We start from the raw sequence: 22,153 nt of genomic DNA on the forward strand, positions 1-22,153 counted from the left end.
CCCACCGGTCACCGGGCACCGACCACGGAGGCCAGTGCGGCGGCGAGCCGAGAAGGATCGTGCCTCGCTGCGTCGTCGGGCGCAGCCACCGGAGCCAGGACCAGCTCCGCACCGCACCCCTGCACAGCAGACAGCAGACCACGCCGGTCAACAACCGCAGCGGCATCGGCGATGACAGTGTGCAACGACACGCCTCCCAGGTGCGCCAGCAGGACCCTCAGGTGCTCCTCCGGGGAGAAGCCGTCGGTCTCCCCCGGCTGGGGCTCGAGGTTGAGCACGACGACCACCCGGGCGGGCGTCGCGGCCAGCGCGGCACGCAGCCGGGGCACCAGCAGGTGCGGCAGCACGGAGGTGTACCAGGAGCCCGGGCCGAGGGTGACGACGTCGGCCTCGGCGATGGCGGACAGCACGTCGGGGTGCACCGACGGGTCGGCCGGGGACACCCGGATGTCGCGCACCCGGCCCGGGGTCGAGGCGATCGCCACCTGCCCGCGGATGCGCCGGGTCTCGCGTGGGTCGTCGGGGTCGACGCTGGCCACGGTCGCCACCAGGTCCAGCGGGACGTCGGCCATCGGCAGCACCCGGCCGACCGAGCCCAGCAGCTCCTCCAGCGCGCGCAGGGCCCGCACGGTGTCACCCTGGTAGAGCTCGGTCCAGCCGGTGAGCATCAGGTTGCCGACGGGGTGGCCGGCGAGCACGCCCTCGCCGCCGATCCGGTGCTGCAGCAGGCTGGCCATCTCCCGGGTGCGCGGCTCGTCGCCGGCCAGGGCGGCCAGCGCCATGCGCAGGTCGCCCGGTGGGAGCACGGGCAGCTCCCGCCGGATGCGCCCGGAGCTGCCGCCGTCGTCGGCGACGGTCACCACGGCGGTCAGCGTGCTGGTCAGCAGCCGCCAGGCCGCCAGCGAGGCGGCCAGCCCGTGCCCGCCGCCCAGCGCGACGACGCGCGGGCCGGTCCCGCTGCTCACTCGCGCCCCAGGTCGCGGTGCCGGGCGGTGGCGGCCACGCCCTCGGTGGACAGCCGGCGGGCGAACTCCTCGGCGATGGCCACGCTGCGGTGCTTGCCGCCGGTGCAGCCCACGGCCAGGGTCAGGTACCGCTTGCCCTCGCGCCGGTAGCCGGGCAGCAGCAGGGCGAGGACCTTCATGTACTCGTCGAGGAACTCCCCGGCGTGCTCCTGGCCGAGCACGTAGTCACGCACCTCGGCGTCCCGGCCGGTCATCGGGCGCAGCTCGGGGATCCAGTGCGGGTTCGGCAGGAACCGGGCGTCGACGACGAGGTCGGCGTCCAGCGGCAGGCCGTACTTGAAGCCGAAGCTGAGCACGGTCGCCGTCACCTCGGGGGCGGCCCCGTGCGCGACGAACGCCGACTCCAGGGTGGCCCGCAGCTGGTGGACGTTGAGGTCGCTGGTGTCGACCCACAGGTCGGCCTCGCCGGCGATGCCGGTGAGCAGCTCGCGCTCGGCGTCGATGCCGTCGACCAGCCGGCCGTTGCCCTGCAGGGGGTGCTCGCGCCGGTTCGACTCGTAGCGGCGGATCAGCACCTCGTTGCGGGCGTGCACGTAGACCACGCGCGGCCGGTGCCCGGCCTCGGCCAGCAGCCGGATCGACTCCTGCAGGTCGCTGGAGAACGCCCGGCTGCGGACGTCGACGACGGCGGCGAAGCGGCGGAGGTCACCGCGGGCGCCCAGCTCGACCATCGGCTGCAGCAGCGCCGGTGGCAGGTTGTCGACGACGAAGAACCCGAGGTCCTCGAGCACCCGGCCGGCGGTGTTCTTGCCGGCACCGGACAGGCCGGTGACGACCACGACGTCCAGCGGCGCCAGCTCGGTGCTCGCCGGGTCGGCCGACGGCGGGACGTCGCCGGCCAGGTCGGGGGCCACGTGCTCGTCCCGCGCGCTCACGCCCCGCTCCTCGCGGCCGGGAGGACCCGGCCGATCTCGGCAGTGTCGCCGGCGGCGGCACCGTGCACCGGCCGGGCCGGCTCGGCGGCGCCGACGGGCGCCTCCTCCAGCTCCACGGCGTCCTCGGCGACCACGTCGGGTGCCCGGTCGGCCGCGGACCCCGGTGCCGGGGGCTCGGCCACGGCCGCGAGCACCGCCTCCGCGGTGCGCCGGCCGATGCCGGGCACCGCGGTGAGCTCCTCGACGGTCGCGGCGCGCAGCCGCTTGAGCGATCCGAACTGCTTCATCAGGGCCTTCCGACGGGTCTCGCCGAGCCCCGGGACGTCGTCCAGGAGCGAGACCAACATGGTGCTGGATCGCTTCTGCCGGTGGTAGGTGATCGCGAACCGGTGGGCCTCGTCGCGGACCCGCTGCAGCAGGTACAGCGCCTCGGAGGTGCGCGGCAGGATGACCGGGTCGGGGTCGTCGGGCAGCCACACCTCCTCCATGCGCTTGGCCAGGCCGCAGACGGCGATGTCGACGACGCCCAGCTCGGCCAGCGACCGGCTGGCCGCGGCGACCTGCGGCGCACCGCCGTCGACCACCAGCAGGTTGGGCGGGTAGGCGAACCGGCGCGGCCGGCCCTCCTCGGCGGCGACCCCCTGCTCGTCGCGGCGGTCGGCCTCGTCCTTGAGGTGGCGGGCGAAGCGGCGGCGGACGACCTCGGCCATGGCCGCGGTGTCGTCGGTGCCGGCGGCGACGGCGAACCGGCGGTAGTCGGACTTCTTGGCCATGCCGTCCTCGAACACGACCATGCTGGCCACCACGTTGGTGCCCTGGACGTGCGAGATGTCGATGCACTCGATGCGCAGCGGTGCGTCGGGGAGGTCGAGCGCCTCCTGGATCTCCGACAGCGCCAGCGAGCGCGCCGTGAGGTCGCTGGCGCGCTTGACCCGGTGCCGGGCGAAGGACTCCTTGGCGTTGCGCTCGACGGTCTCCATGAGGCTGCGCTTGTCGCCGCGCTGGGGCACCCGCAGCGACACCCGGGAGCCGCGCAGCTCGCTGAGCAGGTCGGCGTAGACGTCGGCGTCGTCGGGCAGCTCGGGGACCAGCACCTCGCGCGGCACGGCCTCGCCGACCTCGCCGGTGCCGGTCTGCTCGTCCACCCCGCCGTAGACCTGCAGCAGGAACTGCTCGACGAGCTGGCCGGTGGTGACGTCCTCGACCTTGTCGATGATCCAGCCGCGCTGGCCGCGGACCCGGCCGCCGCGGACGTGGAAGACCTGCACGGCGGCCTCCAGCTCGTCCTGGGCGAAGGCGACGACGTCGGCGTCGGTGCCGTCACCGAGCACGACGGCCTGCTTCTCCAGCGCCCGGCGCAGGGCGCCCAGGTCGTCGCGCAGCCGGGCGGCCTTCTCGTACTCCATCGCCTCGGCGGCCTCGGCCATCTGCCGCTCGAGCTTCCGCGTCATCTGCTCGGTGCGACCGCCCATGAAGTCGCAGAAGTCGTCGACGATGTCGCGGTGCTCCTCGGCGCTGACCCGGCCGACGCACGGCGCGGCGCACTTGCCGATGTAGCCCAGCAGGCACGGCCGGCCGATCTGGCTCGCGCGCTTGAAGACGCCGTTGGAGCAGGTGCGGGCGGGGAAGACCCGGGTCAGGGTGTCGAGGGTCTCGCGGATGGCCCAGGCGTGCGCGTAGGGGCCGAAGTAGCGCACGCCCTTGCGCTTGGGCCCGCGCATGACCTGCAGCCGCGGGTACTCCTCGTTCAGCGTCACGGCGAGGCTGGGGTAGCTCTTGTCGTCGCGGTAGCGGACGTTGAACCGCGGGTCGAACTCCTTGATCCAGTTGTACTCGAGCTGCAGCGCCTCGACCTCGGTGCCGACGACGGTCCACTCGACGCTGGCGGCGGTGGTGACCATCTGCCGGGTGCGCGGGTGCAGGCCGGCGATGTCGGCGAAGTAGCTGTTGAGCCGCTGCCGGAGGCTCTTGGCCTTGCCGACGTAGACGACCCGGCCGCCCGGGTCGCGGAACTTGTAGACCCCCGGGCTCTCGGGGATGCTGCCGACCGCCGGTCGGTACGTGGACGGGTCGGGCATGGGTCCAGATTAGGTCGGCCCACCGACAGTGCGCCGCGCCGCCCGGTCCCGCCCGCCCCTGCCCCACCGGGCGGCCCGCTGACGTGCGCACCGACGCCGACGGCCCGCCGTCCGCGCCCCTCGGGGACGCGGCCGGCGGGCCGTGGGACGGTGCGGGCGGCGGTCAGCTGGCCTTGTCGCCGGCCGAGACCGCGGCCAGCTGCGGCTTCCGGCGGGCCCGCTTCTTCGGCCCCTCGGCCGCCGCGGCGATCGCCTCGGGGTCGAGGATCTCGGCCAGGAAGCGACCGGTGTGGCTCTCCGGCACCGAGGACACGAACTCCGGCGTTCCCTCGGCGACGACCTGGCCACCGCGGAAGCCGCCCTCGGGCCCCATGTCGATGAGCCAGTCGGCGCTCTTGATCACGTCGAGGTTGTGCTCGATGACGACGACCGAGTTGCCCTTGTCGACCAGGCCCTGGATCACCTGCAGCAGCTTGTTGATGTCCTCGAAGTGCAGGCCGGTGGTCGGCTCGTCGAGGACGTAGATCGTGCGGCCGTTGGAGCGCTTCTGCAGCTCGCTGGCCAGCTTGACCCGCTGCGCTTCACCACCGGAGAGCGTGGTGGCCGGCTGGCCGAGCCGGACGTAACCCAGCCCGACGTCGGTGAGGGTGCGCATGTACCGGGCGATCGCCGGGATCGCCGCGAAGAACTCGGCGGCCTCCTCGATCGGCATGTTGAGCACCTCGGCGACCGTCTTGCCCTTGTAGTGCACCTCGAGGGTCTCCCGGTTGAACCGGGCCCCCTTGCACACCTCGCAGGGCACGTAGACGTCGGGCAGGAAGTTCATCTCGATCTTCAGCGTGCCGTCGCCGGAGCACGCCTCGCACCGGCCGCCCTTGACGTTGAAGGAGAAGCGCCCGGGCTGGTAGCCGCGGACCTTCGCCTCCGACGTGCCGGCGAACAGCTTGCGGACGTGGTCCCAGACCCCGGTGTAGGTGGCCGGGTTGGACCGCGGGGTGCGGCCGATGGGCGACTGGTCGACGCCGACGACCTTGTCCAGCTGGTCGAGGCCGGTGATCGTGCGGTGCCGGCCGGGCACCATCCGCGCGCGGTTCAGCTCGTTGGCCAGAGTCGTGTAGAGGATGTCGTTGACCAGGCTGGACTTGCCCGAGCCGGAGACGCCGGTGACGGCCACCAGCATGCCCAGCGGGAACGCCACGTCGATGCCGCGCAGGGTGTTCTCCCGCGCGCCCTTGACGACCAGCTCCCGGCCCGGGGTCCGCTCGCGGCGGATCTTCGGGATCGTGATCTCGCGGCGCCCGGACAGGTACTGCCCGGTGATGGACCGCTCGCTGGCCAGCAGCTCGTCGAGGGTGCCGCTGACGACGACCTCGCCACCGTGCTCACCGGCGCCGGGGCCGATGTCGACGATCCAGTCGGCCTGCTTGATCGTGTCCTCGTCGTGCTCGACGACGATCAGCGTGTTGCCCATGTCGCGCAGCCGCACGAGCGTCTCGATCAGCCGCACGTTGTCGCGCTGGTGCAGCCCGATCGAGGGCTCGTCGAGCACGTAAAGGACGCCGACCAGCCCCGAGCCGATCTGGGTGGCCAGCCGGATGCGCTGCGCCTCGCCACCGGCCAGGGTGGCGGCCGGGCGGTCGAGGGAGAGGTAGTCGAGCCCGACGTCGACGAGGAAGGACAGCCGGGCCTGGATCTCCCGGAGCACCCGGTCGGCGATGGCCCGCTCGCGCTCGCCGAGCTCCAGGCCGTTGAGCCACTCGGAGGCCTCGCCGATGGACAGCCCGGTGACCTCGGCGATCGACCGGCCCATCATCTTGACGGCGAGGATCTCCGGCTTGAGCCGGGTGCCGTGGCAGACCGGGCAGGGCACGTCGCGCATGTAGCCCTCGTACTTGTCCTTCATGAACTCGCTGTCGGTGTCCTCGTGGCGACGCTCGAGGAAGGGCAGCACGCCCTCGAAGGCGGCGTAGTAGCTGCGCTCACGGCCGTAGCGGTTCTTGTACTTCACGTGCACCTGGTCCGGGGACCCGTGCAGCACCGACTTCTGCACCTTCGCGGGGAGCTCCTCCCACGGGGTGTTCATCGAGAAGCCGTTCATGTCGGCGAGCCCGCCGAGCAGCCGCTGGAAGTACTCGTTGCTCATCGAGCCGGCCCACGGAGCGATCGCGCCCTCGGCCAGGCTCTTGCCCGGGTCGGGGACGACGAGGTCGGGGTCGACCTCCTTGCGGGTGCCGATGCCGGTGCACTCCGGGCACGCGCCGAAGGGCGAGTTGAAGGAGAACGAGCGGGGCTCGAGCGCCTCGAACGACAGCCCGTCGTCGATGCAGGCCAGGTGCTCGGAGAAGGTGCGCTCGCGCTCCGGGTCGTCCTCGGCGAGGTCGACGAAGTCGAGCACGACGAGGCCGCCGGCCAGGCCGAGGGCGGTCTCGACCGAGTCGGTGAGCCGCCGCTTGGCGCTCTCCTTGACCGTCAGCCGGTCGACGATCACCTCGATCGTGTGCTTCTCCTGCTTCTTGAGCTTCGGCGGCTCGGTCAGCGGGTGGATGGTGCCGTCGACCCGGACCCGGGAGAAGCCCTGGGTCTGCAGCGAGCTGAACAGGTCGACGTACTCGCCCTTGCGGGCCCGGACGACGGGGGCGAGCACCTGGAAGCGGGTGCCCTCGGCCATCGCCAGGACCTGGTCGACGATCTGCTGCGGGGTCTGCCGGGAGATGGGCTTGCCGCAGTTGGGGCAGTGCGGCTGGCCGGCGCGGGCGTAGAGCAGGCGCAGGTAGTCGTAGACCTCGGTGATGGTGCCGACGGTGGACCGCGGGTTGCGGTTGGTCGACTTCTGGTCGATCGAGACCGCCGGCGAGAGCCCCTCGATGAAGTCGACGTCGGGCTTGTCCATCTGGCCGAGGAACTGGCGGGCGTAGGCCGACAGCGACTCGACGTAGCGGCGCTGCCCCTCGGCGAAGATCGTGTCGAACGCGAGGCTCGACTTGCCCGATCCGGAGAGCCCCGTGAACACGATCATCGCGTCGCGGGGCAGATCGAGGTGGACGTCCTTGAGGTTGTGCTCACGGGCGCCGCGGACGACGAGCCTGTCCATGTGATCCCTGTCGGTCGCAGTGGTTCGGTGCTGGCCGGCCCGCTCGCGAGCGGTGACCAGTGGTGCGGGGCCGGAGCCCGGTGCTGCGGGGCCCGGTGGTGCGGGGCCCGGTGGTGGGCGGCCCGGTGGTGGGCGGCCCGGTGGTGCGGTGCTGGGCAGGGCGCCCGGGGAGTCCGTCACGGAGCAGAACGGCGCCCCGGGAGGCGGGCTTCCCCGCGGTCGGTGTCGGCTGGGTCTCCCCCGCCGGCCCGGACCGCGTGCGGCCCGGTCAGCCGGGACCCGCGCGTGGGTCGAGGACCGGGGCGTACCGCCGCCAGGGCAGCCGGCGCTCGAGCTCCCCGGCCAGCCAGAGTAGACGCGTCTCGGCACCCGGCGGGCCGACCAGCTGGACCGCCGTGGGCAGCCCGGCCCGGCCCGGACCGGCGGGCAGCACGAGCGCCGGGAGCCCGGCCCCGTTCCACGCCGCCGTCCACGGCGCCCAGCGGGCGTTGGCGCCCACGTTGGCCAGCCAGCCGCGCTCGTGCCACGGCCGGGCGGGCAGCGGCGGCCCGGCGGTGACCGGGGTGACGAGCACGTCGACGTCGTCGAAGAAGGCGGTCGCGCGGGCCCGGAGGGCCGGCTGCGGCCGGTCGAACCCGCCCCGGCGCACCCAGCGGCCGAGCGCGGCGTGCCGGCGGTTGCGCGGCTCCAGCGACCGCCGGTCCAGGCCCAGGGCCTCGGCGTCCGCGTCCGCCCCGGCCAGCCACCGGGCCACGGTGCCCAGCGCGGCCGCCGGGGTGACCACCGGGTCGCGGTGCACGACGGAGTGGCCCGCGGCGCGCAGCTCGGCGACGACGGCGTCGACGGCGGCCCGCCCGGCCGGGTCGAGCCGGACCCCGGGGACGGGCGAGCGGGTGGAGACCGCGATGCGGAGCGGCCCCACGGGCGGGGCCGGGGGCTCCGGGGACACCCCGGCCAGGACGGCGGACCCGAGGGCGAGGTCGGCGACGGTGGTGGCGAGGACGCCGTTCTCGGCCATGCCCGACCAGCTGTCGGCACCGATCCCGGCCGGGACGACACCGGTGCCGGGCTTGAGCGTCACCAGCCCGCAGGCCGCCGCCGGCAACCGGAGCGAGCCCATGCCGTCGTTGCCCTGGGCCAGCGGCACGACGCCGGCCGCCACCGCCGCGGCGCTGCCGCCGGAGGACCCGGCCGGCGAGCGCGCGGTGTCCCAGGGGTTGCGGGTGACCGTGCCGGGGGCGTCGGTGGCGGCGAAGACGCACAGCTCGGGCACCCGGGTGATGCCGACGACCACGGCGCCGGCCGCCCGCAGCCGGGCCACCACCGGGTGGTCGGCGGTGGCGGGCAGCGGCGCGTGGGCCGACGACCCGTCGGTGGCGACCTCGCCGGCGACCGCGACGTTGTCCTTGACCGCGATCGGGACGCCGGCCAGCGGCAGCCCGGACCGCCGGGGCGAGGCGTCGACCGCGGCGGCCTCGGCGAGCGCCGCGTCCGTGCGCACCACCCGGAAGGCGCCGACCCGTGACTCGACCGCGGCCAGGTGGCGCAGGTGCGCGCGGACGACCTCGACCGCCGACACGCCACCGGAGCGCACGCGGGCCGCCAGCTCGGTGGCGGTCAGCCCGACCACGCCGGCGTCGCCACGGGCGACCGGCGGCGGGGTGGCGGGACCTGCGCCGGCGTCCATGATGGTGAACCTAGCCGGGGCCACCGACAGTTCTCGATCGGAGCAGAGATGAGCGAGCAGTACACCGGCGACGTCGAGGTGGGCGGGCCGGCGCAGACGCTGGTGCTGCCGGGCCTGACCGTCACCAAGCTGGCCGTGAGCGAGATGGCGAACAACGCCTACCTGCTGACCAGCACCGCCACCGGGGAGTCGCTGCTCGTCGACGCCGCCGCGGACCCCGCCGCGCTGCTCGCGCTCGTCGGCGACGCCGACCTCCGCACCGTCGTCACCACGCACGGGCACTGGGACCACCACCGCGCGCTGCCCGAGGTCGTCGCGGCCACCGGCGCGCAGACCGTCGCCCACCCCGCGGACGCCGCCGACCTGCCCGTCCCGGTGACCCGGCCGGTCGAGCACGGCGACACGGTCGCGGTCGGCGACCAGGTGCTGGAGGTCGTCCACCTGCGCGGGCACACCCCGGGCAGCATCGCGCTGGTGTGGCGGGGCGGCGGCGCAGGCACCCACGTGTTCACCGGTGACAGCCTCTTCCCCGGCGGCGTCGGCAACACCCAGGGCGACGCCGCCCGGTTCACCAGCCTGCTCGACGACGTCCGGGCGCGGCTGTTCGACGTGCTGCCCGCCGAGACCCGGGTGCACCCCGGGCACGGCGCCGACACGACGATCGGGACCGAGCGCCCGCACCTGGACGCATGGCGCGAGCGCGGCTGGTAGCCGCAGCTCCTCCGCCGGTTCGCGCGAGATCAACCGGGTAGGGGGCAACCGAGTCCGCGGCGCGAGCCGCGGGACCCGGGACCCGGCCCCCCGGCCGAGCCCTCCGTCCGAGTCGAGGAGACCACCATGAGCATGACCAACGCCGACGCCGCCACCGGCCAGCGGGACATCAAGTCGCACGAGACCACCAGCTTCGCCGACCTCGGCAAGGAGATGTGGTCCTACCTGACCGGCAAGGGCGCGGCCATCAACTACGAGTTCGTCGAGATGGTCGTCGAGGTCCCCCGCGAGACCGGCCCCGACGCCCCGCGCGCCACCTGGCGGCTCAACGGCACCCTGCGGATCACCACCGCCGAGAACGCCTCCCGGGGATGAGCCCGGAGCTGGGCCGTCTCGACCTGACCGGCGACCTGTCGATCGAGGTGGACGGCGCACCGGTGCGGGTCACGGCCCAGGGCGGTGACGTCGACGTGGTCGCCGACGACGTGCGGCACTTCGTGCTCGCCCTGCGCGCGGCGGCCACCGCCCGGGCCGGTGTCCGCCCCGGGCGGGCCGACGTCGGCGGGCTGGCGGGCGCACTGGCCGACGCCGGGGTCACCGCACGGCTGCGGTCGCCGTCGCAGGACGTCGTGACCATCGGCGCGGGGGTGGACTCGGCGCTGGGCGGTCTGCTGCTGGGCACGCGACTGGCCCGGCCCGACGCTCTCGGCGTCCTCCGGGCCAGCGCCCGGGCGCGGGAGGTCGAGGCGGCCCTCGCCGGGGCCGTCGTGCTGCTGGGCGTCGCGGTCCTGCGCCGTCGCGGCGCACGCCGGGGCTGACCACCCCGGGGCGGGCCGGACCGGTCCCCGACCGGTCCGGCCGCCCACCGGCGCCTCCCCCCGAGGGGTGAGGGCGTCCGGCGACGGCTCCTGAGGACCACGCATCGGCCCGATCGAGATCGCACGGCCGCGGACGTCGCGGCTGACCTGCGACCTCGGGAAGCCCTGTGACGACCCACCGCGCACCGCGCGCCACGCGCCGGACCGTCCGGACCGGCAGCACCGCTGCCGTCGTCGCCGGGCTGGTGCTGTCCGGGTGCCTGGTCTGGACGACGTCCTACGCCGCCTTCACCGCCGAGACCCGCAACCCCGGCAACAGCTGGACGACCGGGCACGTGCAGCTGAGCAACGACCGCGGCACCGCCCTCTTCCAGGTGGACCGGCTGTGGCCGGGTGCGACCGGCAGCCGCTGCGTCACCGTCACCTCCGGCAGCTCGGTGCCCGGCGAGGTGCGGCTCTACGGCGCCGGCCTGACCGGCCAGACGCTGCTCACCCAGGTCGTGTCCCTCGACGTCGTCCAGGGCACCGCCGGCGCAGCCGCGGACTGCAGCGACTTCGTGGCCGCCGCCACGCCGCCGGTGTCCAGCCGCACGCTGGCCGCCTACCCGACCGACTACGGCACCGGCCAGTCCCCGTGGGTGCTGACCGGGACGACCGGCGAGGCCCGCGCCTACAAGGTCACCTACCGGGTCGACCCGAACGCCGGGAACGCGACCCAGGACCAGACGGCGGCCATGACGCTCGTCTGGGAAGTCCAGTCCACGACGCCCTGAGCACCCCGGCCCACCGCCCCCACCTCCGGAGACCCCTCGTGTACGCAGCACCGGACGACCCCCTCCCGGGAGGGGATGCGCCCCCGCTGGACCGGCCGGGCCGGACCGCCGTCGCGGTCAGCGCCGCCGCCCGCGGGTTCGTCGCCGTCCTGCTCGGGCTGCTGGTGTGGTCACAGGTCCCCGCCCTGCTCGGCTGGGAGACGACCGTGGTGATGAGCGGGTCGATGGCCCCCGCCATCGACCCCGGTGACCTGGTCGTCGTCCGGCCGCTCGAGGACGCCGCCCCCCGGGTCGGCCAGGTGCTGCTCGTGGACGACCCCGACCGCCCCGGCAGCGCGCGGCTGCACCGGCTGGTCGGCGTCGAGGACGGCGGCCTGCGGCTGCAGGGCGACGCCAACCGCAGCCCGGACACCTCGCTCGTCCCGACCTCGGCCGTCCACGGCGCCGGGGTCCTCCGCATCCCGGTCGTCGGGCTGCCCGTCGTGTGGGTGGCGGAGCACCGCTGGACAGCGCTGGCCGTCACCGGCGGCGGCCTGGCCGTCCTGCTGGCCGCCGCCGGTGGGCAACGGGCTCCGGGCGGCACGGGTGCCCCCGCGCGGGCCCGACGTCCCGGCCTCGGCGTCCGCGGCCGGCACGCCGCCCCGCTCGCCCGGCGCACCACCCGGCTGCGGCCCGCAGCCGGTCTCGCCGTGCTGGTCCTCGCCTCACCGCTGCTGCTGCAGCACGCCACCCCCGCCGCTGCGGCCTTCTCCGCCGGCACGGACGTCCCCGCCAACAGCGTGACGATGGACTCGGTTCTCGCCTGGGGGTGCGTCCACGAGACCGCCACGGTCGCCGCCACCCGCTTCTACTCGCTGCGGGAGACCGGGACGACGGCCTACAACACCGGGACCCTGTCCACCCCGACCGCCCCGTTCAAGGGCAACGGCCGGTTCCGGGGCGGTGTCACACAGGGCGCCACCGGCCCCGACTGCGGACGCGGCCCCACCGGGGCGGTCACCCTCGACGGCGCCACGGGTTGGATCAGCACCAACCTCGCGGCTCCCGCCTCCGACGACGTCACGACGCAGGTGTGGTTCCGGACGACGGTCCCGGGCGGCGTGCTGTTCGGGCTGAACGGCCAGGAGGTCGACACCGGCCAGCACGACCGGCACGTGTACATGACCGACACCGGCGAACTCGTGTTCGGCGTCTACCGGGGTGGGACCCACACCGTGGCCAGCCCGGCGGGCACGAGCTACGCCGACGGGCGCTGGCACCTGGCCACCGCCACGCTGGGCACCACCGGCATGCGGCTCTACGTCGACGGCGTCCAGGTCGCCGCGGACCCGGCCCAGACCGGCGGCGAGCCGATGGACTTCTCCACGTGGCGGTTCGGCTGGACGGCCCTGGGCAACTGGGCCAGGAAGCCGGCCAACCTCTACTTCACCGGTGACCTGGCCTCGGCGGCGGTGTTCGGCCGCGCGCTCACCGCCACCGAGGTCGCCGCGCAGCACCTCCTGGCCGGCTGACCGGCCCGGGAGCCAGGCGGGTCAGTCCACCTCGTCGTCGTCGTCGAAGAGCGCGATCAGCTCGTCGGCCGTCCCGGGGACGTACAGCGGCAGGACCGAGATCGCCCAGTCCGGACGCCGGTCGTCCAGCTCCAACGCCAGCTCGAACGCGGCCGCGGCCGACATCGGGCCGAAGGAGACGCCGTCGTCGTCCTCGTCGGCCTCGACCTGGAGGAGCCAGGTGTCGGACAGGTCGGCGGCGAGCTCCTCGAACACCGGCTCCGAGTCCTCGTCGGGCTCGGGGACGTCGGACCGGATCGGGTAGATGAGCGCCATGCCTGCACGCTAGGCCCTCGGCCGACCCGGCGGCGACCGGTGGGCCGGCGTGCTCACGACAGCCGGGTGGCCTGGACGGTCAGCGGCTGCCCACCCCGCGGCTGGGCGGCGGCCGACGGGCCGGCCGGCAGCTCGGCGACCGCCGAGGTGTTCTGCGCCGTCGGCAGCCACCGGCCCCACCAGCGCAGCACGTGCTCCAGCCGGGCCCGCCGGTGCGCAGGCCGCCCGGAGCGGGACAGCTCGTGCCCCTCCCCCGGGAACAGCAGCAGCTCGGTCGGCACGCCGCGGCGCTTGAGCTCGACGTAGAGCCGGGTGCCCTGCTCCAGCGGGCAGCGCCAGTCCTCCTCGGAGTGGACGACCAGCGTCGGCGTCGTGATCCGGTGCGCGTGCGCCATCGGCGACTGGGCCGCGATCCGCTCGGGGTCGGTGCCCACGTACTCGTCGGGGAAGAAGAACCCGATGTCGGAGGAGCCGACGAAGCTCACCGGGTCGTTGAACGCGCGCTCGCTGATGCCGGCGACGAAGCGGTCGGTGCGGCCGAGCAGCAGGGTGGTCATGTAACCGCCGTACGAGCCGCCCATCAGGCCCACCCGCGAGGAGTCCAGCGCCGGGTCGGTGAGCGCGGCGTCGAGGAAGGCGAGCACGTCGTCGGCGTCCAGCTCGCCCATGTGCTCCTTGATGACCCGGCCGTGCGCCTGGCCGTAGCCCGAGGAGCCGCGGGGGTTGCACATCAGCACCGCGTAGCCGGCCTCGACGTAGGCCTGGGTCTCGTCGAACAGCGTCCAGCCGTACTGGGCGAACGGGCCGCCGTGCACGGTGAGCAGCACCGGGTGCGGGCCGGGGCCGGGCGGCGTGGTGACCCAGCCGTGCACCGGGTAGCCGTCGGGCGCGGTCGCCGTCGTCTCGCGCATGCGGTGCAGCCGGCCGGTGGCCTGCAGCGGCGCACCGAAGCCGGTGATCAGCCGGCGCCGTCCCGGGGTGATCGCGATGAGCTCACCGGCCGACCGGTCGTGCGCCACGGTCGCGACGACGACGCCGCCACCCACCCCGATGCCGCGCACCGTGTACGGCCCGTCGACCAGCGCCTCCGGCGCTCCCCCGTCCAGCGGCACGCGCAGCAGCTCGACCGCCCCGCGGCGCTGCACGCCGAAGAACACCGCGCCGTCGGCCACGACCGTCGCGGGCGTCTCGTCGCCGCGGTCGTGCTCCTCGGGGTCCAGCATCGGCACCACCGGCCCACCGGCGGTGCTGACCTCCACCAGGGTCGAGTTGCGGCCGACGAAGTCCCGGCCGAGCGGGCCGAGGTCGGGGATCGCGGTGGCGTAGATCGTGCCGCCGGCCGGGTCCTGCGGGTCGTACGCGGGGTGCGAGACCGCGGCCCTGGAGTCGGTGACCTTGCGCAGCCCGGTGCCGTCGGGCCGGACGACGTAGACGTCGCTGACCCGGTCGGTGTCGGCGTCCACGTGCCGGGCGGAGACGAAGGCCAGCTCGCTGCCGTCGGGGCTCCAGGTGACGTCGGAGTCGTCGAACTCGCCGTCGGTGACCTGGAACGGGTCGACGAGCGCGACGGCGTCCTCGGCGGTGTCGCCCGGCAGGTCGACGACGAACACGTGCGGACGGCGGTCGGTGGTGAAGCCGACGCCGTCGGCGCGGTACTTCAGCGTGGTGATCAGCCGGGGCGCCTCGGCGGCCGGTGCGACGTCCTCGTCGGTGCCGTACCGGCCGGCCTCGGGCACCCGTGCGACGTAGGCCAGCCGGCGCGAGTCGGGCGACCAGACCGGCGCGCCGGCGCCCAGGTGGTGGTCGGTGAGCGTGCGAGCCGCTCCCCCGCCGGTGGGCAGCACGTGCAGCTGCGGAGCGCCCTTCGGCCCGGCGGACAGGTACGCCAGCCAGCGCCCGTCCGGGGAGAAGGCCGGTGCGGAGTCGCGGTGGCCGTGGGTGAGCGGCCGGGCCGAGGTGGAGCCGTCGGTGGGCACGGTCCACAGCTGGCTGCGGTACTCGTCGGCGTCGAGGTCCAGCCGGCTGACGGCGACGACGGCCGTCGTCCCGTCCGGGGACACCGCCGGGACGCCGGGCGTGCGCAGCAGGGATAGGTCGGTGGGCCGCATGACGGCACGCTAACCCAGGCCCGCCCCCCGGAGATGATGAGCGCCGCTAACGGGTGAGGTCCTACTGTGCCCGCATGACGCGACGCGTGTTCTCCGGTGGCCAGGTCCTCGACGGCACGGGCGGCCGCGCCGCCCCCGCCGACGTCGCCGTGCAGGACGGCCGGATCGTCGAGGTGGGCACCGGCCTGGACGGCGACGAGGTCGTCGACTGCACCGGCGCGACCGTGCTGCCGGGCCTGTTCGACTGCCACGTGCACGTGATGATGAGCGGCGTCGACCTGATGCGGACGCTGCAGACCCCGTTCAGCTACGGCTTCTACGAGGCGCTGCACAACCTGCGGCGCACCCTGGCCCTGGGCATCACCACGGTCCGCGACGCCGGCGGCGCCGACCTGGGCGTGGCCGAGGCCGTGCGGCGCGGCCTGATCAGCGGGCCGCGGATGCAGATCGCGATCAGCATGCTGTCCCAGACCGGCGGCCACGGGGACGGCTGGCACGTCTGCGGCGCCGAGCTGCCGCTGATGGGCCCGCACCCGGGCCGGCCCCGCACGATCGTCGACGGGCCCGACGAGATGCGCCGCACCGTCCGCGAACTGCTGCGGGCCGGCGCCGACGTCATCAAGGTCGCCACCAGCGGCGGCGTCCTCTCGGCCCGGGACGATCCGCGGCACCCGCACTTCCGCCCGGCCGAGCTGGAGGTGCTGGTCGAGGAGGCGTCCGCCGCGCACGTCGCGGTCATGGCGCACGCGCAGGGCGCCGAGGGCATCAAGGCCGCCGTCCGGGCCGGGATCCGCTCCATCGAGCACGGCATCTACCTCGACGACGAGGCGATCGACCTGATGCTGGCGCACGGCACCTGGCTGGTGCCGACGCTGGCCGCGCCCCGCGCGGTGCTCACCGCGGTGGCCGGCGGGGCGCAGCTGCCCACCGCGGTGGTGGAGAAGGCCCGCGCGGTGCAGGCCGTGCACGACGAGTCGGTGGGCCGGGCGATCGCGGCCGGCGTGAAGGTGGCGATGGGCACCGACAGCGGGGTCGGGCCGCACGGCGACAACCTGGCCGAGCTGGGCCTGATGGCCGACTGCGGGTTCACCGCCGAGCAGGCCTGGCACGCCACCACGCTGTCGGCGGCCGAGCTGCTGGGGGTCGCCGACGAGCTGGGCAGCCTCGAGCCGGGCAAGCGCGCCGACGTCGTCGTCCTGGACGGCGACGCCGGCGACCTGACCGGGCTGGGCGGGCGGGTGCGCGAGGTGTGGCGGGACGGCGAGCTGGTCGCCACCGGCGGGGCGACCGTCGAGCGCGGGGTCGTCGCCGCACGCTGACGGCCGCACCGAGGACGCTCAGTCCCGCGCGCTGCTGGTCTCGGGGTCCGCCTGGCTGGGCTCCGCGGCCTCGGCGAGGAAGCCCGCATAGACGAAGGCCGCGGCGATCCCACCGACCAGCGGCCCGAGCACGTAGGCCCAGACCCCGTTGAACTGGCCGGAGACGATCATCGGCCCGAGCGCCCGGGCGGGGTTGACCGCACCACCGGAGAGCGGACCGGCGATCAGGACGCAGACCGCCAGGGTGAAGCCGACCGACAGCCCGGCCACCGACTGCGGCACGCGCGGGTCGGTGGCCACCGAGACGATGGTCAGGACCAGGAAGAAGGTCACCAGCGCCTCGATCACCAGGACGGTGACCGGGGCGACGTCGGGCGCCGGCAGGGTGGCGGCCAGGTTGGCACCCTCCCGTCCGGCGTCGCCGAAGGTCGCCCAGACGGTCAGGCTGGCCAGGACCGCCCCCGCCAGCTGCGCGCCGAGGTAGGCCGGGACGTAGCGCCAGGGGAACTTCCCGGTCAGCGCGAGTCCGAGCGTCACCGCGGGGTTGAGGTGCGCGCCGGAGACGTGCCCCAGGGCGTTGACCAGCGCGACGAGCGCGAGCCCGAAGGTCAGCGCCACCGCCAGCGAGTCCGCCGGCCCGCCGGCGATCGGCCGCCCCAGTGCGGCGGACACGGCGACCGACGTGCCGGCGAAGACGAGGAAGTAGGTGCCCACGAGTTCGGCGATGGCCACCCGGGGGACGTTCTGCGTGGTGCTGCTGCCGTAGAGACCGGCCATGGATCCGCTGTGCTCACTTCCGGTGACGTACGCACCGCCACTGCTCAGCGGGTCGGGTCAGTCTCGGCGATCACCCTGCGGCTCGCTCGACGAGCCGTGGACCTGACCTGCGGCCGGCGCGGTGCGCCCGGTCGCGTCGGTGGCGACCTCCGGGGCCCCCGCCGGCGTCTCGTCGTCGGGCGACTCGCCGCGGGTCTTGAGGAGGCTGGCCACCGTCGCGACGACCAGCACCGCGAGGATGACGGTCAGCGACAGCCAGGTCGGGATGGTCGGCACGCTGTCGAGCGCCTCGCGCTCACCCATGAACGGGTACTGGTTCTCGTGCAGCGCCTCGAGGATCAGCTTCACGCCGATGAAGGCGAGGATGACGGCCAGGCCCAGCGACAGGTAGACCAGCCGCTTGAGCAGGCCACCCAGCAGGAAGTACAACTGGCGCAGGCCCATCAGCGCGAAGATGTTCGCGGTGAAGACGATGAACGGCTCGCGGGTCAGGCCGAAGATCGCCGGGATGCTGTCCAGGGCGAAGAGCAGGTCGGTGGTGCCCAGCGCCAGGAACACCACGATCATCGGCGTCCAGAGCTTCTTGCCGTTCTCGGTGACGCGGATCTTGTTCTCGCGGAAGCCGGAGGTCATCGGCAGCACCTTGCGCATGCGCCGGATGAAGGCGTTCTCCTCGTAGTCCTCGTCCTCGTCGCGGTGCCGGACCAGGTTGATCGCGGTGTAGACCAGGAAGGCGCCGAAGAGGAAGAACACCCAGATGAACCGCTCGATCACCGCGGCACCGAGCAGGATGAAGATCCCGCGGAGCACCAGGGCGATGATGATCCCGACCATCAGGACCTCTTGCTGCAGCTTCCGGGGCACCTGGAAGCGGGCCATGATGATCACGAAGACGAAGAGGTTGTCGACCGAGAGCGAGTACTCGGTGAGCCAGCCCGCGTAGAACTCGGTGGCGAACGTGCCGTTCGTGACGGCCAGCACGACCAGGCCGAACAGCAGCGCCAGCGTGACGTAGAAGACGACCCAGGCGGTCGCCTCCTTCGCCGACGGCTCGTGCGGGCGACGGACGACGAGGGCGAGGTCTGCCAGCAGCAGGACGGTCAGCCCTACGAACGTCGCGATCTCGAACCAGACGGGGAGCTCCACGAGGGGCGACTGTACGTGCCCGGGCGTGGGTGCACGGGCCAACCAGTCGCGCCGCCGCGCGGCCGGTGGCCCGGAACGCGCCCCGGGCCGGGGACGACGTCGGTCGTCCCCGGCCCGGGTGCTGTGCCGTGGTGCGTGCGGTCAGTCCAGACCGGCGCGGGTGGTCGGGCGAGCCGGGTCCCCGGCGTGACCGGCCCCGTCCCCGTCCGTCGTCGTCGCGGGGACGGCGGCGTCGGTCACGGCGTGCCGCGGGGCGGCGTCGCGCTGGGCGGCGTCCCGCGCCGCCCGGGCGGCGCGGGTCTTCTTGTCGTGCCGCAGGCTGGTCACGGTCGTCACCAGGAGGGTGACCAGGATGACCGCCAGCGACAGCCAGGTCGGGATCTCGGGGATGACGGTGATGTGCTCGCCGCCGTTGATCCAGGACAGCTCGTTGGTGTGCAGCGCGTGGATGACCAGCTTGGCGCCGATGAAGCCCAGGATCACGGCCAGGCCGTAGGCCAGGTACACCAGGCGGTCGAGCAGGCCGTCGATGAGGAAGAACAGCTGCCGCAGGCCCAGCAGGGAGAAGGCGTTGGCGGCGAAGACCAGGTAGGTCTCCTGCGTCAGGCCGAAGATGGCCGGGATCGAGTCGACGGCGAAGATGACGTCGGCGGTGCCGATCGCGATCAGCGCGATGGCCAGCGGGGTGATGTAGCGCTTGCCCTGCAGCTTCACCGTCATGCGGTCGCCGTGGTGCTCCTCGGTGGTGGGCACCAGCTTGCGGACCAGCCGGATGACGGCGTTCTCCTTGAACTCCTCCTCTTCCTCCGAGTGGCCGCCGCTGCGGGCCTGCACCCAGGCGGTGTAGATGAGGATCGCGCCGAAGAGGTAAAAGACCCAGCTGAAGTTCTCGATGGCGGCGGCGCCGACCAGGATGAAGATCGTGCGCAGGACCAGCGCGAACGTGATCCCGAACAGCAGCACCTTCTGCTGGGCGATCCGCGGCACGCCGAAGCTGGCCATGATCAGCACGAAGACGAAGAGGTTGTCGACCGAGAGGCTCTTCTCGGTGATGTAGCCGGCGAAGTACTCACCGCCGTACTGCCCGCCCGCGAAGACCAGGACGCCGAGACCGAACAGCACCGCGATGCCGACGTAGACCGCCGACCAGGTGGCCGACTCGCGCAGGGTCGGGGCGTGCGGGGTGCGCACGTGGCCGACGAAGTCGAACAGCAGCATGCCGACGATGCCGGCGATCGTGACCGCCCAGACCCAGGTGGGGACGTCCATACGTTGTTACCTCCGGTAGACGAGCACGTGTCACTACCGGAGGTCTCTCCCGCCGACCACCGTTGGCCGACCGGCAGCGCCGGAGGTCATCGGACCTCGTGTTGACGACGTTGCCGCGCAGGGATACTCCCCTCCACGACCGGCCAGGGCGTGCGTCATCGACGCTGCACCAGGCCGGTTCATGGTCAGCAACGGACGAGCCACCCGGAGAGTTCCCGACCCGGCGGCCGCATTCTGAGCGGGCTGGATCGCCCCTGCCGGCGCCCGTGGTCACCGGCTGCGCCCGGGGGTCCCACCCGCGGGCGCGCGCGACGGGACCCCGGCACCCGGGCGGCGGCTCAGGCGTGCGCGGCGTCGAACTGGCGGAGCTCGCGCTTGAGCTCGTTCAGCTCGTCGCGCAGCCGGGCGGCCACCTCGAACTGCAGCTCCCGCGCAGCGGCGAGCATCTGCTCGTTCATGTTGGTGATCATGTCGGCCAGCTCGTTGCGCGGCAGGCCCTGGACGTCGATCGACCCGGCCTTGGCCCGGCTCTTCGACGACAGCCCCGGCACCGGCGACTTGCCCCGCGACTGCTGGCGGCCCGAGCCCCCGAGCAGCTCCGTGGTGCCCTCGACGTCCTCCGCGGCCTGGTAGATGCCGTCGAGGATGTCGACGATCTTCTTGCGCAGCGGCGTGGGGTCGATGCCGTGCTCGGTGTTGTAGGCGATCTGCCGCTCGCGGCGCCGGGTGGTCTCGTCGATCGCCTGCGCCATCGACGGGGTGATCTTGTCGGCGTACATGTGCACCTCGCCGGACACGTTGCGCGCCGCGCGCCCGATGGTCTGGATCAGCGAGGTGGCCGAGCGGAGGAAGCCCTCCTTGTCGGCGTCGAGGATCGCCACCAGCGAGACCTCGGGCAGGTCGAGGCCCTCGCGGAGCAGGTTGATGCCGACCAGGACGTCGTACTCGCCCTGCCGCAGCTCGCGCAGCAGCTCGACCCGGCGCAGGGTGTCGACCTCCGAGTGCAGGTAGCGCACCTTGATGCCGAGCTCGAGCAGGTAGTCGGTGAGGTCCTCGGACATCTTCTTGGTCAGGGTGGTGACCAGGACCCGCTCGTCCTTCTCGGTACGGACCCGGATCTCGTGCACCAGGTCGTCGATCTGGCCCTTGGTGGGCTTCACGACCACCTGCGGGTCGACCAAGCCGGTCGGGCGGATGACCTGCTCGACCACGTCACCCTGCACCTTGCCGAGCTCGTAGTGCCCGGGGGTGGCCGACAGGTAGACGCTCTGGTGGATCCGGTCGGTGAACTCCTCCCACTTCAGCGGGCGGTTGTCCATCGCCGAGGGCAGCCGGAAGCCGTGCTCGACCAGCGTGCGCTTGCGGCTCATGTCGCCCTCGTACATGCCGCCGATCTGCGGCACCGTCACGTGCGACTCGTCGATGACGAGCAGGAAGTCATCGGGGAAGTAGTCGATGAGGCAGGCGCCGGCGCTGCCGGGGGCGCGGCCGTCGATGTGCCGGGAGTAGTTCTCGATGCCCGAGCAGAACCCGACCTGGCGCATCATCTCGATGTCGTAGGTGGTGCGCATGCGCAGCCGCTGGGACTCCAGCAGCTTGCCCTGCTTGTCCAGCTCGGCCAGCCGCTGCTCCAGCTCCGCCTCGATGGAGCCGATGGCCCGCTCCATCCGCTCCGGGCCGGCGACGTAGTGGGTGGCCGGGAAGACGAAGAGCTCGTCGACCTCGCGGACGACCTCACCGGTCAGCGGGTGCAGGTAGTAGAGCCGCTCGATCTCGTCACCGAACATCTCGATCCGGCAGGCGAGCTCCTCGTAGACCGGGAAGATCTCGATCGTGTCGCCGCGCACCCGGAACGTGCCACGGGTGAAGGCGAGGTCGTTGCGGGTGTACTGCTCGGTGACCAGGGTGCGCAGCAGCTCCTCCTGCGACCGCTGCTCCCCCACCTTCACCTTGAGCGCGCGGTCGACGTACTCCGACGGCGTGCCCAGGCCGTAGATGCACGACACCGTCGACACCACGATCACGTCGCGCCGGGTGAGCAGGCTGTTGGTGGCCGAGTGGCGCAGCCGCTCCACCTCCTCGTTGATCGAGGAGTCCTTCTCGATGTAGGTGTCCGTCTGCGGGACGTAGGCCTCGGGCTGGTAGTAGTCGTAGTACGAGACGAAGTACTCGACCGCGTTGTCGGGCAGCAGTTCCCGGAACTCGTTGGCCAGCTGCGCGGCCAGCGTCTTGTTCGGTGCCATGACCAGCGTGGGGCGCTGGACCTGCTCGACCAACCACGCGGTGGTGGCCGACTTGCCGGTGCCGGTCGCGCCGAGCAGCACGGTGTCGGTCTCCCCGGCGTTCACCCGCTCGGCGAGGGCCTTGATCGCCGTGGGCTGGTCGCCGGAGGGCTCGAACTCGCTGACGACGCGGAACCGGCCCGTGGTGGGCCGGAGCTCGGTTGATGCGGTCACGGCGTCGACGGTACGACGCACCTCCGACAGAACGCCCGGCCTCGCGCACGACCACTCCTGCTGCTCGTGGGACGCGTGGTGTGCCGGCAGCGCGCGACACGGCCGGGCCGACTTGATCACGGAGCACGCGGCGGCCTACCGTGCTCACCGCAGCACGAACGCGACGGTGCCCACCAGCGCCACCCGGACCCCGG

Annotated in this window: 17 protein-coding genes; 6 read left to right on the forward strand and 11 right to left on the reverse strand. The window is 73.5% G+C overall.

Going from position 1 to position 22,153, the window contains the following annotated elements; translation table 11 throughout:
* Positions 1-8: 8 nt before the first annotated feature.
* From ACGBYP_RS14125 to ACGBYP_RS14145, 5 genes are all read right to left on the reverse strand, one after another.
* Positions 9-965 (reverse strand): gluconeogenesis factor YvcK family protein, encoded by a 957-nt coding sequence (locus ACGBYP_RS14125; RefSeq protein WP_411585164.1) that lies wholly within the window; start codon positions 963-965, stop codon positions 9-11.
* Positions 962-1,900, reverse strand: a complete 939-nt coding sequence (gene rapZ, locus ACGBYP_RS14130; protein ID WP_411585166.1) for an RNase adapter RapZ — start codon at positions 1,898-1,900, stop codon at positions 962-964. Before rapZ ends, ACGBYP_RS14125 begins: the two co-directional genes overlap by 4 nt.
* Positions 1,897-3,978, reverse strand: a complete 2,082-nt coding sequence (uvrC, locus tag ACGBYP_RS14135; RefSeq protein ID WP_411585168.1) for an excinuclease ABC subunit UvrC — start codon at positions 3,976-3,978, stop codon at positions 1,897-1,899. The genes rapZ and uvrC overlap by 4 nt, the downstream gene beginning before the upstream one ends.
* A gap of 163 nt (positions 3,979-4,141) precedes the next feature.
* Positions 4,142-7,069 carry an excinuclease ABC subunit UvrA gene (uvrA, locus tag ACGBYP_RS14140; RefSeq protein ID WP_411585169.1) on the reverse strand — a complete coding sequence of 976 codons (2,928 nt, stop codon included), beginning with the start codon at positions 7,067-7,069 and terminating at the stop codon, positions 4,142-4,144.
* A gap of 268 nt (positions 7,070-7,337) precedes the next feature.
* Positions 7,338-8,756: an amidase gene (locus ACGBYP_RS14145; RefSeq protein ID WP_411585170.1), complete on the reverse strand. Its 1,419-nt coding sequence runs from the start codon at positions 8,754-8,756 to the stop codon at positions 7,338-7,340.
* A 48-nt stretch (positions 8,757-8,804) separates the two neighbouring features.
* On the opposite strand from ACGBYP_RS14145, the gene ACGBYP_RS14150 reads away from it, so the two are divergent.
* The 5 genes from ACGBYP_RS14150 to ACGBYP_RS14170 all read left to right on the forward strand — a co-directional run bounded on the left by ACGBYP_RS14150 (position 8,805) and on the right by ACGBYP_RS14170 (position 12,569).
* A complete protein-coding gene (locus ACGBYP_RS14150; RefSeq protein ID WP_411585171.1) occupies positions 8,805-9,467 on the forward strand; it encodes an MBL fold metallo-hydrolase in 663 nt (220 codons plus the stop codon).
* 126 nt (positions 9,468-9,593) lie between these two features.
* On the forward strand, positions 9,594-9,842 hold the full coding sequence (locus tag ACGBYP_RS14155) for a hypothetical protein (protein ID WP_411585172.1): 249 nt from the start codon (positions 9,594-9,596) through the stop codon (positions 9,840-9,842).
* Entirely contained in the window at positions 9,839-10,285 is a 447-nt protein-coding gene (locus tag ACGBYP_RS14160; RefSeq protein ID WP_411585173.1) for a hypothetical protein, read from the forward strand. Before ACGBYP_RS14155 ends, ACGBYP_RS14160 begins: the two co-directional genes overlap by 4 nt.
* 167 nt (positions 10,286-10,452) lie before the next feature.
* Positions 10,453-11,058, forward strand: a complete 606-nt coding sequence (locus tag ACGBYP_RS14165; RefSeq protein ID WP_411585174.1) for a hypothetical protein — start codon at positions 10,453-10,455, stop codon at positions 11,056-11,058.
* A 38-nt stretch (positions 11,059-11,096) separates the two neighbouring features.
* On the forward strand, positions 11,097-12,569 hold the full coding sequence (locus tag ACGBYP_RS14170) for a LamG-like jellyroll fold domain-containing protein (RefSeq protein ID WP_411585176.1): 1,473 nt from the start codon (positions 11,097-11,099) through the stop codon (positions 12,567-12,569).
* Between the two features lie 21 nt (positions 12,570-12,590).
* On the opposite strand, the gene ACGBYP_RS14175 is transcribed toward ACGBYP_RS14170, so the two are convergent.
* Together ACGBYP_RS14175 and ACGBYP_RS14180 are read right to left on the reverse strand one after the other, a co-directional pair.
* Positions 12,591-12,884 (reverse strand): hypothetical protein, encoded by a 294-nt coding sequence (locus tag ACGBYP_RS14175; RefSeq protein ID WP_411585177.1) that lies wholly within the window; start codon positions 12,882-12,884, stop codon positions 12,591-12,593.
* Positions 12,885-12,937: 53 nt separating this feature from the next.
* Entirely contained in the window at positions 12,938-14,992 is a 2,055-nt protein-coding gene (locus tag ACGBYP_RS14180) for a S9 family peptidase (RefSeq protein ID WP_411585178.1), read from the reverse strand.
* A gap of 74 nt (positions 14,993-15,066) precedes the next feature.
* Between ACGBYP_RS14180 and ACGBYP_RS14185 the strand changes: the two genes are divergently transcribed.
* Positions 15,067-16,311: an amidohydrolase family protein gene (locus tag ACGBYP_RS14185; RefSeq protein WP_411585179.1), complete on the forward strand. Its 1,245-nt coding sequence runs from the start codon at positions 15,067-15,069 to the stop codon at positions 16,309-16,311.
* Between the two features lie 18 nt (positions 16,312-16,329).
* Here ACGBYP_RS14185 and ACGBYP_RS14190 read toward each other — a convergent pair whose 3' ends face one another.
* The 4 genes from ACGBYP_RS14190 to uvrB form a co-directional block, all read right to left on the reverse strand.
* On the reverse strand, positions 16,330-17,088 hold the full coding sequence (locus ACGBYP_RS14190; RefSeq protein WP_411585180.1) for an MIP/aquaporin family protein: 759 nt from the start codon (positions 17,086-17,088) through the stop codon (positions 16,330-16,332).
* Positions 17,089-17,145: 57 nt separating this feature from the next.
* Complete coding sequence (locus ACGBYP_RS14195) at positions 17,146-18,234, reverse strand: TerC family protein (protein ID WP_411585181.1); 1,089 nt, start codon at positions 18,232-18,234, stop codon at positions 17,146-17,148.
* Between the two features lie 141 nt (positions 18,235-18,375).
* The gene (locus tag ACGBYP_RS14200; RefSeq protein ID WP_411585182.1) at positions 18,376-19,503 is read right to left on the reverse strand and encodes a TerC family protein; all 1,128 of its coding nucleotides are present in this window, start codon (positions 19,501-19,503) and stop codon (positions 18,376-18,378) included.
* A gap of 338 nt (positions 19,504-19,841) precedes the next feature.
* Positions 19,842-21,959 (reverse strand): excinuclease ABC subunit UvrB, encoded by a 2,118-nt coding sequence (gene uvrB / locus ACGBYP_RS14205; RefSeq protein WP_411585183.1) that lies wholly within the window; start codon positions 21,957-21,959, stop codon positions 19,842-19,844.
* Positions 21,960-22,153: the final 194 nt, after the last annotated feature.

This window comes from Modestobacter sp. SSW1-42, assembly GCF_046635825.1.
In the GTDB taxonomy this organism is placed as follows: domain Bacteria; phylum Actinomycetota; class Actinomycetes; order Mycobacteriales; family Geodermatophilaceae; genus Modestobacter.